13 protein-coding genes are annotated in these 15,685 nt (G+C 71.9%); 12 read left to right on the top strand and 1 reads right to left on the bottom strand.

Going from position 1 to position 15,685, the window contains the following annotated elements:
- Positions 1 to 86 precede the first annotated feature (86 nt).
- The 5 genes from OG294_RS07235 to OG294_RS07215 all read left to right on the top strand — a co-directional run bounded on the left by OG294_RS07235 (position 87) and on the right by OG294_RS07215 (position 6,216).
- On the top strand, positions 87 to 1,832 hold the full coding sequence (locus OG294_RS07235) for an ABC transporter substrate-binding protein (RefSeq protein WP_327065590.1): 1,746 nt from the start codon (positions 87 to 89) through the stop codon (positions 1,830 to 1,832).
- The gene (locus OG294_RS07230) at positions 1,833 to 2,783 is read left to right on the top strand and encodes an ABC transporter permease (RefSeq protein ID WP_327065589.1); all 951 of its coding nucleotides are present in this window, start codon (positions 1,833 to 1,835) and stop codon (positions 2,781 to 2,783) included.
- Entirely contained in the window at positions 2,780 to 3,769 is a 990-nt protein-coding gene (locus tag OG294_RS07225; RefSeq protein ID WP_327065588.1) for an ABC transporter permease, read from the top strand. The genes OG294_RS07230 and OG294_RS07225 overlap by 4 nt, the downstream gene beginning before the upstream one ends.
- Complete coding sequence (locus tag OG294_RS07220; RefSeq protein WP_327065587.1) at positions 3,766 to 5,451, top strand: ABC transporter ATP-binding protein; 1,686 nt, start codon at positions 3,766 to 3,768, stop codon at positions 5,449 to 5,451. Before OG294_RS07225 ends, OG294_RS07220 begins: the two co-directional genes overlap by 4 nt.
- Before the next feature lie 231 nt (positions 5,452 to 5,682).
- Complete coding sequence (locus OG294_RS07215) at positions 5,683 to 6,216, top strand: NUDIX domain-containing protein (protein WP_327065586.1); 534 nt, start codon at positions 5,683 to 5,685, stop codon at positions 6,214 to 6,216.
- A 1-nt stretch (position 6,217) separates the two neighbouring features.
- Here the strand turns inward: OG294_RS07215 and OG294_RS07210 are convergent, their stop codons facing one another.
- Positions 6,218 to 7,534 carry a hypothetical protein gene (locus OG294_RS07210; protein WP_442789314.1) on the bottom strand — a complete coding sequence of 439 codons (1,317 nt, stop codon included), beginning with the start codon at positions 7,532 to 7,534 and terminating at the stop codon, positions 6,218 to 6,220.
- A gap of 147 nt (positions 7,535 to 7,681) precedes the next feature.
- Here OG294_RS07210 and OG294_RS07205 point away from each other — a divergent pair, with 147 nt between their 5' ends.
- The 7 genes from OG294_RS07205 (at position 7,682) to OG294_RS07175 (ending at position 15,657) form a co-directional block, all read left to right on the top strand.
- Entirely contained in the window at positions 7,682 to 7,924 is a 243-nt protein-coding gene (locus OG294_RS07205) for an ATP-binding protein (protein WP_327065584.1), read from the top strand.
- Positions 7,918 to 8,205 (top strand): ATP-binding protein, encoded by a 288-nt coding sequence (locus OG294_RS07200; protein ID WP_327065583.1) that lies wholly within the window; start codon positions 7,918 to 7,920, stop codon positions 8,203 to 8,205. The genes OG294_RS07205 and OG294_RS07200 overlap by 7 nt, the downstream gene beginning before the upstream one ends.
- 112 nt (positions 8,206 to 8,317) lie before the next feature.
- Positions 8,318 to 8,458 (top strand): hypothetical protein, encoded by a 141-nt coding sequence (locus OG294_RS07195; protein WP_266295600.1) that lies wholly within the window; start codon positions 8,318 to 8,320, stop codon positions 8,456 to 8,458.
- Entirely contained in the window at positions 8,455 to 9,645 is a 1,191-nt protein-coding gene (locus OG294_RS07190; protein ID WP_327065582.1) for a methyltransferase domain-containing protein, read from the top strand. Before OG294_RS07195 ends, OG294_RS07190 begins: the two co-directional genes overlap by 4 nt.
- Before the next feature lie 152 nt (positions 9,646 to 9,797).
- On the top strand, positions 9,798 to 12,671 hold the full coding sequence (locus OG294_RS07185) for a helix-turn-helix transcriptional regulator (RefSeq protein WP_327065581.1): 2,874 nt from the start codon (positions 9,798 to 9,800) through the stop codon (positions 12,669 to 12,671).
- A 343-nt stretch (positions 12,672 to 13,014) separates the two neighbouring features.
- Positions 13,015 to 14,703, top strand: a complete 1,689-nt coding sequence (locus OG294_RS07180) for a hypothetical protein (RefSeq protein WP_327065580.1) — start codon at positions 13,015 to 13,017, stop codon at positions 14,701 to 14,703.
- A gap of 177 nt (positions 14,704 to 14,880) precedes the next feature.
- A complete protein-coding gene (locus OG294_RS07175; RefSeq protein WP_327065579.1) occupies positions 14,881 to 15,657 on the top strand; it encodes a thioesterase II family protein in 777 nt (258 codons plus the stop codon).
- The last annotated feature ends 28 nt before the right edge of the window (positions 15,658 to 15,685 follow it).

Here is a 15,685-nt window from a genome sequence, read left to right as displayed (position 1 = left end):
ACCAACTGTGTCGTCCCGTAACGGGCGTATGGCAGTTCCCTGCTGATCCTTGACCGTCCGAATGCCGCCCCCGCATAGTTTCGGGCATGTCCCTGCCCAGTACCGCGGATCGACCCCGAAGCGCTTTCTCCGGCAAGCGCAGTCTCCTTCCAGCGGCGGCCGGACTCGTCCTGCTCGCCGGCCTGACCACCTCCTGCGGTGGTGCGGCCGGGGGCAAGGCGAGCGCCGCCTTCGATCCCGCCACCTGCCAGGGCGGCACGCTGACCGTGCTCGCCCACGTCGGGCAGGGCAAGTTCGACCCGGCGGAGCTCTACACCTCGGGCGGCGGCAAGGTGCCGACCCTGGTGTTCCGCACCCTCACCACCCGCGACCACACCACCGACGGCCCGAACGGCGCCAAGGTCGTCCCGGACCTGGCCACCGACACCGGCGAGCCCAGCCAGGACGCCACGGTGTGGACCTACCACCTCAAGCCGGGGCTGAAGTTCGAGGACGGCACGCCGATCCGCTCGGCGGACATCAAGTACGGCATCGAGCGTTCCTTCGCCCCCGAGCTGCCCGGCGGCCCGCCCTACCTGCGGGACTGGCTGATCGGCGGCGAGCAGTACCAGGGCCCGTACAAGGGCGGCGGCGACCTCGCCTCGATCGAGACCCCGGACGACTCCACCATCATCTTCAAACTCACCAAGCCCGAGGGCGACTTCCCCTACCTGGCCACCGCCACCCAGTTCGCGCCGGTGCCCAAGGACAAGGACACCGGCACCGACTACCAGAAGCACCCGATCTCCTCGGGGCCCTACGAGGTGGTCAGCAACGACAACGGCAAGCAGATGGTGCTGGCCCGCAATCCGTACTGGTCGCGCGGCATCGACGACCAGCGGCTCGCCTGCCCCGACAAGATCGTCTACACCTCGGGGCTGGACCAGTCGGTGATCAACCAGCGGCTGATGGCCAGCAGCGGTGACGACGCCCGCGCGGTCAGCGGCGACACCGACATCGACGCCGGCGTGCTGGCCCGGCTGAACAGCGACCCGGCGCTGCGCAAGCGGGTGGCGGTCGGCACCTTCGGTGAGACCTACTACCTGGCCTTCAACCCGAAGGTGAAGCCCTTCGACAACCCCCTGGTGCGGCAGGCGATTTCGTATGCCGTCGACCGGCAGGCGGTGATCAACGCGGTCGGCGGCAGCGCGGTGGCCAAGCCCGCCACCACCTTCCTGCCCGACCAGCCCGCCTTCGGTTACACGCCCTACGACTACTTCCCGGCCGGTGCCGACGGCGACCCGGCCAAGGCCAAGCAGGTGCTGGCGCAGGCGGGTTACCCGAACGGCCTGAGCATCACGCTGAGCCACGACACCGGAACTCCGGAGACCGGCCCGAGTGTTGCCACCGCGGTCCAGCAGGCGCTGGCCAAGGCGGGGATCACGGTGGGCCTCGATCCGTCCGCGGACGACGACTACGACACCAAGATCCAGACGCCCGCCCAGGAACCCGGCTTCTTCCTCTCCGGCTGGGGCGCCGACTGGCCCTCCGGCGGCCCGTTCCTGGCACCGATCTTCGACGGGCGCCAGATCCTCTCCGAGGGCGGCAACTTCAACACCGCCCAGCTCGACGACCCGCAGGTGAACGCCCAGATCGACGCCGCCAACCGGCTCACCGACCCGGCGCAGTCCGCCAAGGCCTGGGGGCAGCTGGACGCCGAACTGGGCAAGCAGGCCTGGCTGGTGCCGCTCTTCCACCCGGTCTACCAGCGCCTGTTCGGCACGGCGGTGAAGAACGCCTACGTCAGCCAGTGGAACGGCGTCTACGACCTGTCCCGGATCTCGGTGAAGTAGGTGGCGACGACCACCGGCACGCTCTGGCGCCGGCTGCGCGCCGACCGGACGGCGCTGGCCGGCCTGGCGGTGGCCGCCCTGCTGGTGCTGATCGCGGTGGCCGCCCCGCTGATCAGCGCCCTGGAGGGGCAGAACCCGACGACCTTCCACAACGAGCTGATCGACTCCGCCACCGGCGGGGTCCCGATCGGCCCGTTCGGCGGCGCCAGCGCCCGGCACTGGCTGGGCGTGGAGCCGGGCACCGGGCGCGACCTGCTCTCCCGGCTGGTCTACGGCGCCCAGATCTCGCTCGCGGTGGCGCTCGGCGCCACCCTGGTGCAGAGCCTGCTGGGGCTGCTGCTGGGCCTGGCGGCCGGGCTCGGCAACCGGCTGGCCGACACCGTGCTGAGCCGCGCGATGGACCTGGTCATCGCCTTCCCCGGCCTGGTCTTCGCGATCTCGCTGATGGCCGTGGTGCCCGGCGGCTTCCCCCGTCCGGTGCTGCTGATGCTGGTGCTCGGGGTGCTGGGCTGGGGCGGTACCGCCCGCCTGGTGCGCGGTCAGGTGCTCACCCTGCGCGGGCTCGACCACGTGGCGGCGGCCAGGCTCGGCGGCGCCCGGCCCTGGCGGATCGCGCGCCGCGAGATCCTGCCCGCGCTCGGCGCCCCGGTGATCACCTACGCGGCGCTGCTGCTGCCGGCCAACGTCACCGCCGAGGCCGGGCTCTCCTTCCTCGGGGTGGGGGTGCGACCGCCCACCGCCTCCTGGGGCCAGATGCTCGCCAGTGCCAGCACCTGGTTCCAGGCCGATCCGACCTTCGTGCTGCTGCCCTCGCTGCTGCTCTTCGCCACCGTGCTCGGCTTCACGCTGCTCGGCGAGGGCGTGCGGGTCGCGCTCGACCCGCGGGCGGTGTCCCGGGTGCGGCGCCCGGGACACCGCCCGCGCGCCGTCCCGGAGAGGACGAACCCGTGATCCGCTTCCTGATCCGACGGCTCGTCAGTTCCCTGGTCCTGATGCTGATCCTGTCCCTCGTCGTCTACCTGGTCTTCTACGCGGCCCCGCACGATCCGGCCCGGCTGGTCTGCGGCAAGGGCTGCGACGGGGCCCGGCTGGCGGCGGTGCGGCACAAGCTCGGCACCGATCTGCCGCTCTGGCAGCAGTACTGGCAGTTCCTGCACGGCCTGGTGGCGGGACGGCGGTTCGACGCCGGTGCCGACACCACCACCTGCGCCGCGCCGTGCTTCGGCTGGTCCTTCCAGAGCGACCAGCCGGTGTTCACCCTGATCACCCAGCGGCTGCCGGTGGACGTCTCGCTGGCCGCCGGGGCATCGGTCATCTGGCTGCTGCTCGGCATCGGCACCGGTCTGCTGGCCGCGCTGCGACGCGGCCGGCTCAGCGAACGGGTGCTGACCGGGGTGACGCTGGCGGGCGTGTCGATGCCGGTCTTCCTGGTCGGCCTGCTGCTGATGCTGCTCTTCTGCGCCGAGCTGCAATGGCTGCCCTTTCCGGCCTATGTGCCGATCACCCAGGACCCGTTGGCGTGGGCGGGCAACCTGGTGCTGCCCTGGTTCGCGCTGGCCCTGACCATGGCCGCCGCCTACGCCCGGATGAGCCGCGGGCTGCTGCTGGAGACGCTCGCCGAGGACCACATCCGCACCGCCCGCGCCTACGGCCTCACCGAGCGCCGGATCGTGATCGGCCACGCGCTGCGCGGCGCGCTCACCCCGGTGATCACCATGCTCGCCATGGACCTGGGCGGGCTGATCGGCGGCGCCCAGCTCACCGAGTCCGTCTTCGGGTTCGACGGTGTCTCGCGCCTCCTGGTGGACGCCGTCAACCAGGTCGACCTGCCGGTGGTGGTCGGCGTCACGCTGGTGGCCGGCTTCTTCATCATCCTCGCCAACGCCGCCGCCGACGTCCTCTACGCGGTGGCCGACCCCAGGGTACGGTTGCAGTGAACCAGGTCGCCGAGAATCCCCAACCCCTGCTGGCGGTCGACGACTTGACGGTCGGCTTCGGCGGCCCGGTGACCGCCGTCGACGGGCTCTCCTTCACGCTGGGCGCGAGCGAGTCGCTCGGGCTGGTCGGCGAGTCGGGGTCGGGCAAGAGCACGGTGGCCGCGGCGCTGCTCGGTCTGCACTCCGGCACCGCCGCCACGGTGACCGGCAGCGTGCGGCTGGACGGGGTGCAGGTGCTGGGTGCCACCGAGCCTCAACTGCGCCGACTGCGCGGCGCCGTGGCCGCGATGGTCTTCCAGGACCCGCTCTCCGCACTCGACCCGTACTGGCCGATCGGCGCCCAGATCGCCGAGGTGTACCGGGTGCACACCGGGGCGAGCCGGGCGGCGGCGGAGCGGCGCGCGGTCGAGGTGCTCGACCGGGTCGGCATCGCGGACGCCGCCCGCCGCTCCCGCGCCCATCCGCACGAGTTCTCCGGCGGCATGCGCCAGCGGGCGCTGATCGCCATGGCGCTCTCCTGCTCACCCAAGCTGCTGATCGCCGACGAGCCGACCACCGCATTGGACGTCACCGTCCAGGCCCAGATCCTCGACCTGCTGCACGAACTGCGGGTCGAGCACGCGATGGCGCTGCTGCTGGTCACCCACGACCTCGCGGTGGTGGCCGGTACCACCGAACGGGTGCTGGTGCTGCGCGACGGGCGGGCGGTGGAGCAGGGGCCGGTGGCCCAGGTGCTGGGCGAACCGCGGGAGCCGTACACCCGCGAGCTGCTCGCCGCCGTGCCGCGCCTGGACCAGCGGCGCCCGGAGCCGTCGGCCCTGCTCGACTCCCGTGGTGACGTGCTGATGAGCGTCCGGGAGTTGCGAAAGGAGTACCCGGGCACGGCGCGCGGAACGCTCGGGCGGCGCAGCCGGCTGGCGGCGCTGGACGGCGTCGACCTCGACCTGCACCAGGGTGAGGCGCTGGGCGTGGTGGGGGAGAGCGGCAGCGGCAAGACCACCCTCGGGCGGCTGCTGGTCAGGCTGCTGGAACCCACCGCCGGACGGATCGAGTGGACCGGTCGCGAGATCGGCCACGCCTCCGAGCGCGCGTTGCGGCCGATCCGCCGTGACCTGCAGATGGTCTTCCAGGATCCGCTCTCCTCGCTCAACGCCCGGCGCACGATCGGCGACGCGATCGCCGACCCGCTGCTGCTGCGCCGTCCCGCGAGCAGCCGCGCCGAAATCCGTGACGAGGTCGGACAGTTGCTGGAACGGGTCGGCCTGGACCCACAGTGGTCAGTGCGCTACCCGCACGAGCTCTCCGGCGGCCAGCGCCAACGCGTAGGCATAGCAAGGGCATTGGCGCCAGCGCCGCGGCTGCTGGTGTGCGACGAGCCGGTCTCCTCGCTGGACGTCTCCACCCAGGCGCAGATCGTCCGGCTACTGGCCGAGCTGCGCGCGGAACTTGGGCTGACGCTGGTCTTCATCGCCCACGACCTCGCGGTGGTCCGCCAGGTCAGCGACCGGATCGCGGTGATGCGCGCAGGCAAGGTGGTCGAACTCGGCCCCGCGGACATGGTCTATGAGCAGCCACGGCACCCGTACACCCGCTCCCTGCTGGCCGCGGTGCCGCTGCTCGATCCGGATGCCGAGCACGAGCGCCGCCGGGTGCGGGCAGCGGGGGTGCTGCGGTCGGCGTGAGGGGCGCGTAGATCGACATGGGTGAAGCGGCGGCGTCGAGAGCGGTCGTACGGCGACCTCTGCCCGTTGGCTCGAAGCCCACGTTCTCCGAGATTTCCCGGATCCAAGTCCAGCGGCAGGCGCCAGGCTGTCGGGACCCGCTATTCGTCAACGTGACGCAAATTCGCTGGAACAGTCCAGTGAACCCTGACGGTCTGACATGCTGAAGGTCCATAGAGAGAGGCCGCAGCGATGCAGTGGAAGATCCACGGGGAACGTCCGATCTATGAGAACCCCTGGGTGAACGTTTGGCTGGTTGATGTCGAGCAGCCTGACGGGCGCCGTTGGGAACATCACGTGCTGAAGCTGCGGCACTTGGCTGTGACCGCTGTGGTCAACAGCGAGAAGCAGGTTCTCATGATGTGGCGGCACCGCTTCATCACCGACTCGTGGGCGTGGGAACTGCCCATGGGCCTGATCGAGGAGGACGAGACTCCGGCTGAGGCTGCGGCTCGTGAGGCGCTGGAGGAGACGGGCTGGCGGACCGGAGAGGTCAAGCCGCTCATCTACGCTCAGCCGGCGAACGGGATCACCGACTCTGAGCACTTCGTCTTCCGGGCCGATGCCGTCGAGTACGTGGGGCCACCGACCGAGCGCAACGAGTCGGACAGGATCGAGTGGATTCCCCTGTCCGACCTGCGCGGCATGATCGACCGCCGCGAGATCGTCAGCAGCGGGTCGCTGGTCGGCGTGCTTTACCTGTTGCTCGATGAGGCGGGCATCTGAATCAGTTCGCCGTCTCGCTGATGCGGGCGACCAACTCCACGGCTGCCGGAATGGTGCGGTGCGACCCCAGCAACTGGCGGAATTCCCGGAGGTGTGTCAGTACCCGGGGTGATTCCACGATTGTTGCGAGGTCGAGCGCTTCAGTTGCTGTCGCGCAAGCCAATTCGACTTTGCTGCACTGGAGTTGAGTACGAGCCAGCCAGAACGTGTGGAAGGCGCGGGCTCGGATGTTCGTTGTCGGTTCGGCTTGCAGGGCCTCGGCGATGAGGGGCTCCGCCGCTGCCGCGTCGCCGAGCTGGCCGAGTGCGGTTCCGGTATCGACGGTGAGCTTGGTCCGGTCGAAGTACTGGACCCAGGTGGGGTCGTGGTCTTCCGGGTTGACGTGTTCGAAGTGGTGTACGGCCTCGTTGATTGCGCTGTGTGTGGCCTCTCGGTTGTGGGCGCTGGCGTGTCCGAAGGCTTCGCGGATGGAGAGCATGGCCATCAACCTGGGCGTACCGCCGTCGAGACGCGCGCTGTCCTGTGCGGCTCGTGCGAGTGTGACGGCGTCTTTGGCCCTGTCCTGGTAAGTGGCTTGGAGGCTGAGGCAGGCGAGCACGTCGGCGATGAATGTGCGGTCGTCGATCTCACGGGCCAGGCGCAGGGACTCGGTGAAGTAGGTCCGAGCCGTGCTGTACTGCCGCGCGTCGAAGTAGGTCCAGCCGGTGAGGCGCGCGAGTTCGGCTGCGATGCCGTGGAGGCTACGTCGGTAGTTGGGATCCGCGGTGTCCTGCAGTATGCCTGTGACGTACCTGAGTTGCCCGATCACCGCTGGTCTGAGCGCTTCACCGCCGTGCTCGTCGTCGCGACGCCAGTAGTCCTCGATCGACACTTGGAGCGAACGCAGAACAGTGGGTGTGACCTTGCTGCCAGCTGCGATGGCGAGAATGTCGTCCAGCTCCCTGCTGGGCACGGTTGTATGTGCGTTCTGGAGTTCCGCGAGCCGACGCATCGCTGCATTCGGCTGCGGTTGCGTCGGGATCTCGGCGCGCTCCCAATCTCGGGAGGCGAGGCCGAGCAGATGGCCCGGGATTCTCAGGCCGTCCGCGATGCGTTCGATCACAGTCATGTTCGTGATCTTTCGCTTGCCCGAGATGACCTCGCCGACCCTGCTGGGCGTCAGCTCACAAGTCCTGGCGATCCGGGATGAGTGAAAGCCGCCCCGTCGCTTGGCCAGTTGGAAGATCCTGGCGAAGTCCCGAGAGGCACAGGCAGAGATCATTTCCGGGTCCGCGAGCAGTCGCCTCGGTAGCCCCGGCAGCGCCGAGGACTCAGTCATGTCCGGAACCCCCTGCGCCAGTACGATCATCGCTCAGTGTCACGTGGGATAACTGACCGCGAGTTTACCCATTGTGGGTACACCGGCTGGCCTTCTTCCGGCAACGACCTTCCCGCAATCCTGAGAATCCCCGAGGGAGGACCCGGGGTGACTGAAGACGGAGGGCGGTCCGCGCTGATGAGTCCGTTGGACACGGCGTCGTTCCCGGTGCCGTACGAGTGGGGTGTCGAGCCCGACGCGGGGGCTGTTCCGGCGGCCCGGCGGTTGATCGTCGACATCGCGCGCTTCTGGAAGGTCCCGCTGTCGCAGGACGCGTTGCGGGATGTGGAGCTGTGCGCGGGCGAGTTGCTGGCGAACGCGGTGGAGCACACCAGGCCCGGTGCATGGTGACCGTCCGCTGGACGGGCCTGCGGCTGCGGGTCGAGGTGGCGGACAGCAGCCTGCACCTGCCCGATCCGTCGGCCACACAGGACATGGTCACCGGTGGTCGGGGGCTGCTGCTGGTCGCCGGTCTGGCGCACTCGTGGGGCTGGGCCCCGGCGGGTGCAGGCAAGGTCGTGTGGTTCGAGTGCGCCGCCGACCAGCCGGTGACCGGCGACCAGCGCATTGCCGTCCTGGTGGACGCCGCGCAAGCCAGAACACCATTCACCTCGAAGGGAGCTCACGCGTGAGTACCCCCCCCCCGCCGCACCGCCCGCCGATACCCGGTCCGATGCCGCCGGACGGCAATCGCACGGCGGCCTGACCGAGTGCATCGACCAGCGAGTCAAGGAGAGAGCAGATATGGGATGGGGAACCGGTAAGGGTGGAAGCTCCGGCGGCGGCAAGCACGGCGGAGACAAGGACTTCAGCAAGGACAAGCCGTCCAAGGACGGGCAGCGGCCGACGCCGGACCCGAAGCACAAGGACGGCGACAAGAAGTGACGCACGATCCCCAGCTTGACGAGCAGGCCGCCTCGCGCGGCCTGCTCCGCTCGGTGACGGCCGACCTCGGGCACGAGATCCCGGACGAGTGGGCCAAGGCGCTCACCGCGGTCCCCCGTCACCTCTTCATCCCCGATCGGATCTGGGTCGGCGACGACAACGAGCCGCTCGCCCGCGCGGACGACCCGGCCGGCTGGCTCCGGGCCTCCTGTGCGAACGCTCCTGTGGTCACCCAGGTGAACGACGGGGCGGCCCCGGGGGAGGGCGTGGTGTGGCCGTCCTCGTCCGCGTCCATGCCGTCGGTGGTGGTGCGGATGCTCGAAGACCTCGATGTCCGCGAGGGCATGCGGGTGCTGGAGATCGGAACGGGAACGGGGTGGAACGCCGGTCTTCTCGCGTACCGTCTCGGCGATGCCAACGTGACCTCGGTCGAGGTGGATGCCCAGGTGGCTGCCACCGCCCGTACCGTGCTCGGTGCCGCCGGCCTGCGTCCCGAGGTGGTCTGCGCCGACGGCGGTGGAGGGTGGCCTCCTCGTCAGCCCTTCGATCGGATCATCAGCACGTGCGCGGTCAACCGGGTACCGACGGCCTGGCTCGCTCAGGCGCGACCCGGCGCGGTCATCCTCACGCCGTGGGAGAACCCGTGGATCGGCTGGGGCACGCTGCGCCTGGTGGTCGGCGACGGCCGCGCCGAGGGCCGTTTCATGCCCTACGGCTCGTTCATGCTGATGCGCTCGCACCGCACGGATCTGCGGATCTTCCGCGACGTGGTGCGTGACGACCACCTGCCGGACGAGTCGACGACCGACCTGGACCCCTGGGTCGTGGCCGGATCGGACGCCGATGTCCAGTTCGCCATGGGCTCCCGGCTCGGCGATGTGTGGCACGCCCGGCAGCACGATCCGGACGTGGACGGTGTCGCGGTGCGGCTGTGGCTGGCCACCACCGACGCTTCCTCATGGGCGGCGGTCGACTGGGACGGGGACCCGGAAGCAACGCGGTTCGCGGTGTGGCAGCACGGTCCCCGCCGGCTCTGGGACGAGACCGAAGCCGGCTATCGCTGGTGGCTCGACAACGACCGCCCCGGGCCCGGCAGGTTCGGCCTCACCCTGACCGGCGACGCTCAGCGCCTCTGGCTGGACGCCCCGGGCACTGTGCTGCCGCGCTTCGGGGAGTCGGTGGCGTGACGGTCCCTGGATACTCGGGACGTGCGCTCAGCCGCAGAGCGGCGGTGCTCCTTCAGCCGGCCGCGAAGACACCCATGGGTGACGAGCCGTCATAAACTGGACATTGCTTAAGGACTAGACCATTGCAGCGCCTCGGCGCCACACTCTTCGTCATGAACGACGTGACGGCTCTCCTGGGTCGCGAGACGACCCTGCTGCGTTGCCAGGCCGGTCTCGCGGGTGGTGGCGCGGTGCTGCTGACCGGGCCGGGCGGGATCGGGAAGTCCGCGGTGCTGGACGCCATGGCCGCCGAGGCGTCCGCGAGCGGAACGCTGGTGCTGCGCAGCGGTTCCTCGGCGCTGGAGGCCGGGTTGCCGCATCTCGCGCTCTACGACCTGTTCGCGGGCCCGCTCGCGGAGCCGGACGCGCGGGTCGGGGGGCCGGGCGACGGGCTGATAGCCCCGCACCTGCGTGCCGCGCTGGACGTCGCGCTGCTGCGCGCCCCGGCGTTGGTGTCGGGCTCGGCGCTGTCCGCTGACTGGTCCGCCGATCGGTCCGCGGACCAACTCGCCCTTCGAGTCGCCGTGCTGGAGCTGCTGCGGGCGCTGGCCGCGCGCCGTCCGGTGCTGCTGGTCCTGGACGACGCGCACTGCCTGGATCAGGAGAGCGCCCGGGTGCTCTCCTTCGCCGCTCGCCGGATCGGCGGGCACCGGGTCCAGGTGCTGGCCACCGAGCGGCTCACCGAGGGAGCCGAGCCCAGCTGTCTCGACCTGCTGCCGGAGCCCGTGACCGAACTCGGGCTGAACCCGCTGCCGCCCGCCGTCATCGATGAACTGCTGCGCACCCGAGGCCGGCTGACGCCGAGCGATCCGGTCACCGGGCGGATCAGGCTGGCCAGCGGCGGCAATCCCGGCTACGCCCTCGAACTCGCTCAGGCGGCAAGCCGCTTGCCGACCGCGATCCGCGCCGACGACCCGCTGCCGGTGCCGCGCAGACTGCACGTCCCGCACGCGGACCGGCTGGCGACGCTGCCGCGCGCGACCCTCGACGCGTTGCTGCAGCTGGGCGCAGTCAGCCGGTTGTCTGCGGCGCACGTAGATCAGGCGGCGCACGCAGGTCATGGCGTTCACGCAGATCATCGGGCTCACGGAGATCATGCGGCACAGGCAGCCCGCCCCGGTGCCGACCGGCAGGCGCTCGCCCCGGCGCTCGCCGCCGGCCTGCTGGTCCACGGGCCGGGCGGCGAGCCGCACTTCGCCCACCCGCTGCTGCGTGAGCTGGTCTACGCCGACGCCACCCCGGAGGAGCGCCGGCAGTGCCACGCCCGCCTCGCGGCAGAGCTGGAGGACCCGCTGGAGCGGGCCCGCCACCGCGCGCTGGCCTGCCCCGAACCGGACCCGGGCCTGGCGGCCGAGCTGGCCGCCGCCGCACGCATCGCGGTCGATCGCGGGGCGCCCGCACTGGCCGCCGAGCTGGCCCGCCTCGCCGCCGAACGCACGGCCGACGAACCGGAGTTGGCCGCCGACCGACTGCTCGACGCGGCCCGTCACGCGCACGACGCGGGCCAGGGCGAGGCCGCCGAGCAGGCCTGCGCGGCCGTCCTGCGCACCGCCAACCGGGCAGCCCGGGTGGGCGCGCGGCTGCTCCTGGTGCAACTGGCCGGCGGCGACCGGTCGTCGGTGCCCGCGCTGCTCGACGCGGCGCAGGCGGACGCCGGCGAGGACCCGCGGCTGCGTGCCGCCGTCCAGCTGCACCGCGCGGAGCACGCGCTCAGCACCGGGCGCTGTGACCTGGGCCTGGCCGAACTCGCCGAGGCCGAGCGCCACGCGCAGCACAGTGGCGACCCCGAGCAGCAGATCGAGGTGATCGCGCTGCGCACCCCGATCGAGATGCAGCTGCGCCCCGACCGGGTGCTGCCCTCGCTGCGGCAGGCCGCCGCGCTCGCCGCCGGGCGTCCGGCCGCCGCGCTGACCGCCGCCTCGATCCAGGTCCGCTGCTGCCGGGTGGTGTGGCTGCTGCGCGCCGGGTCGGTCACCGAGGCACTGGCGGAGGTCGACGAGCTGCGCCGGGAGGTGGAGGGCGCCGGGCGGCTCAAGGACCTGGCCGACGTGCTGCACCTGGTCGCCTCGGCGAACGAGCGGGCCGGGCGCTGCGCCCAGGCCTACCAGGCCGGCCGCTACGGGGGCCGGCTGCGCCGGGAGCTGGGGCCTACCCCCGCGCCCGGACTGGTGCTCAGCGCGGCGGCCGAGCTCAACGGCGGCACCGTCGAGCGTGCCACCGAGCTGGCCACGGCCGCCGTCCGCGCCGCCGAGGCGGCCGGTGACATCGAGTGGGCCGCCTACGCGGTGGGCCTGCTGGGCCGCGCCGACCTGCTCGGCGGACGCTTCCCGCAGGCCGCCGAGCACCTGGGCCGCTGCCGCTCGCTGCTGCGCGGGCTCGGCTACACCGATCCGGCGCTCTTCCTGGTGGACGCCGACCTGGTGGAGGCGCTGTGCGCCTCGGGCGCGCCGGAACAGGCCTGGCGGGCGCTGGAGGAGGCCACCTCGGAGGTCGCCCGGCTGGACCGGCAGGTGCTGCGGCTCGGACTGGCCCGGGCCCGCGCGCTGCTGACGGCGCGGGACGGCGATCCGCGCGGCGCCGCCGACGAACTGCGCGCCCGGCTGCCGCGTGCGCACCCCTACCCGCTGGAGCGCGCCCGCGCGCTGCTCACCCTCGGTGACCTGGAGCGGCGGGCCAGGCGCCGGGCCGCCGCCCGGGCGGACCTGCGAGCGGCGGCCGAGGTCTTCGCCACCGCGCGCTGCCTGCCCTGGCTGGCCCACACCCAGGAGCGGCTGGCCCGGCTGGACGGGGTCGACGGTCCCGCGCCCGCGCTCAGCGACCTGGAGGGCCGGATCGTCGAGCTGGTGCGCGGCGGCGCGACCAACCGGCAGATCGCCACCACCCTGCACGTCTCGGTCAAGTCGGTGGAGGGCAGCCTGACCCGGCTCTACCGAAGATTCGGCGTGCGCGACCGCACCGAACTGACGGCCCGTCGACTGGTGGGCTGAACGCGCCCGGCGCGGCCGGTGGCGACGGACAGCCATGACGGCGGCCCGTCAAGGGTCCCCCCTCGGAACCGCAAGTCATGGGCAAGGGTGGAACTTTGACTTCGATTCATTGACCGGGCCGGGGTCGCGGGCTACGTTTTGCGCTCGACGCGGCATGCGCAGACCCCCACCCTTCTCACACCGCGTCGTGCCCGCCATCCTCTGCCGCCCCGGCCGTCGCCCCGGTCCCGGTTCGCCGTGCCCGGGTGCCGCGCCGACGGCGCGGGATGCGCTCGCGGGCGACCCCGCCCGCCGAGCACTCGTCCGCCCCCACACCAAGGGCGATGTCCGCCAAGGAGTCCGTATGGACAAGCACCCAACGGAACGCCGATCTCGATCCGCACGACTGGCACCGCTCTCCGTCCTCGGCCTGCTGGTCGCCTCGCTGTCCACGGCCTTCGCCGGCAGCGCGAGCGCCGTCCCGTCCGCCGGGGCCGACGGCTCCGCCGGGGTCTCCGTGACCCGCTCGTGCGCCGCGCCCACCCACCCGGGTGAGCTGGCCTGCCTGGCGCTCAAGCGCACCGACCTCCACCAGCTCGCGCTCTCGCCCGACGCGGCCCACTCCGGCTACGGCCCGACCGACCTGGCCAGCGCCTACAACCTGCCCACCACGGGCGGCTCCGGCCAGACGGTCGGCATCGTGGACGCCCAGGACGACCCGAACGCCGAGTCGGACCTGGCCGCCTACCGCTCCCAGTACGGCCTGCCGGCCTGCACCACGGCGAACGGCTGCTTCAAGAAGGTCGACGAGAACGGCGGCAGCAACTACCCGACCGCCGACACGGGTTGGGCCGGTGAGATCTCGCTCGACCTCGACATGGTCAGCGCGGTCTGCCCGAACTGCCACATCGTGCTGGTCGAGGCCGCCTCGGCGAACATGAGCGACCTGGGCACCGCGGTCAACCAGGCCGTCGCGCAGGGCGCCAAGTTCGTCTCCAACAGCTACGGCGGCTCCGAGGACTCCTCCGACCTCAGTGCGGACAGCCAGTACTTCAACCACCCCGGGGTGGCGATCACCGCCAGCGCCGGTGACTCCAACTACGGTGCCGAGTACCCCGCGACCTCGCAGTACGTGACCGCGGTCGGCGGCACCGCGCTGACCAAGGCGTCCAACGCCCGCGGCTGGAGCGAGAGCGTCTGGAACACCAGTGCCTCCGAGGGCACCGGTTCCGGCTGCTCGGCCTACGACCCCAAGCCGTCCTGGCAGCACGACACGGGCTGCGCGAACCGGATGGAGACCGACGTCTCCGCGGTCGCCGACCCGGCCACCGGCGTCGCGGTCTACCAGACCTACGGCGGCAGCGGCTGGGCCGTCTACGGCGGTACCAGCGCGGCCTCCCCGATCATCGCCTCGGCCTGGGCGCTGGCCGGCGCCCCGAACCCGGGCGACCGCGCCAACCAGTACCCCTACAACCACACGAGCAGCTTCAACGACGTCACCACCGGCAACAACGGCAGCTGCTCGCCGTCCTACTTCTGCACCGCGGGCCCGGGCTACGACGGCCCGACCGGCCTCGGCACCCCGAACGGCGTGAGCGGCTTCACCGCGGGGACCACGACCACCGAGACCGTCACGGTGACCAACCCGGGCAGTCAGAGCAGCACGGTGGGCACCGCGGTGTCGCTGGCGGTCTCCGGTTCCGACTCGGCGGGCAAGGCGTTGACCTACAGTGCGACCGGGCTGCCGGCGGGTCTGTCGATCAGCTCCGCCGGTGTGGTCTCGGGGACGCCGACCACGGCCGGTACCTCGAACGTGACGGTGACGGCGAGCTCGGGCAGCGCCTCGGGCAGCACCAGCTTCAGCTGGACCGTCGCCACCGGCGGCGGCGGTGGCTGCACCGGGCTGACGGCGTGGAGCGCGAGCAGCTCGTACGCACCGGGCGACCAGGTCTCCTACAACGGCCACAAGTGGCTCTCGACCTGGTACTCGACCGGGGCCGCCCCGGGCGCGCCGGGCTCCTGGGCCGTGTGGACGGACCAGGGCACGTGCTGACCTGATCAGCAGCGGACCCGGTGGGCGATCGTAGGGGAGAGCGGTGGCCCACCGCAGGGCCGGGCCGCGATGGCGGGGACCATCGCGGCCCGGGCCCGTTCCACCGGCCGACCAGGTGTGACCGGGGCGGCAGGCCGGACCTTTGCCTGCGTCGGCGATACCTGAAAGGCTCCCCTCATGTCTCTGCTGCCCATGAACCCCACCAACTCCACCGGCGCCTGGGTCCGCCCGGTGGTCGCCCGACCGCAGGCCCGCCGTCGGCTCTTCTGCTTCCACCCCGCCGGTGCCGGCGCCCTGCTCTACCGCGACTGGCCGGCCGCCATGCCCGCCGATGTCGAGGTGCTCGCCGTCCAGCTGCCGGGCCGTGAGGCGCGGCTGGCCGAGCCGCACCTGACGGACTACGGGCAGGTCGTCGAGCAGCTCTTCGCGGCGATACGGCCGCTGCTGGACCGTCCCTACGCGCTCTTCGGGCACAGCATGGGCGCACTGATCGCCTACGGCATCGCCATGGCCGCCCCGCGGACCGGCCCGCAGGCGCCCACCCGGCTGACGCTCAGCGGCTGCCCGGGTCCGGGCTCGGCCCCGCGCAAGCCGGGCCGGGCGCGCTGGTCGGACGCGCAGCTGGTCCAGGACCTGCGCGAGATGGGCGGCACCCCGGAGGAGGTGCTGGAGAACGCGGGCCTGCTGGAGCTGATCCTGCCGACGCTGCGGGCCGACTACGCCGTCTACGAGTCCTTCCGGCCCCCGGCCGGCCCGCAGCTGGCCTGCCCGGTCTCCGTCCTCGGCGGGCAGGACGACTCCGTGACGGTCGAGGAGCTGGAGCGCTGGGCGGGCACCACCACCGCCGACAGCTCGGTGCGGCTCTTCCCGGGCGGTCACTTCTTCCTCACCGGGGAGTCCACCCAGGCGGTGTTCGACGCCGTGACCGCCGACCTCGCGGGTCAGAACACCTAGGACCTGGCCGACCGGAACGCCGTCGCCC

Origin of the sequence: Kitasatospora sp. NBC_01302 (assembly GCF_035976515.1) — a bacterium.
Taxonomy (GTDB): Bacteria; Actinomycetota; Actinomycetes; order Streptomycetales; family Streptomycetaceae; genus Kitasatospora.
This window is presented reverse-complemented; position numbering and strand designations above follow the sequence as displayed.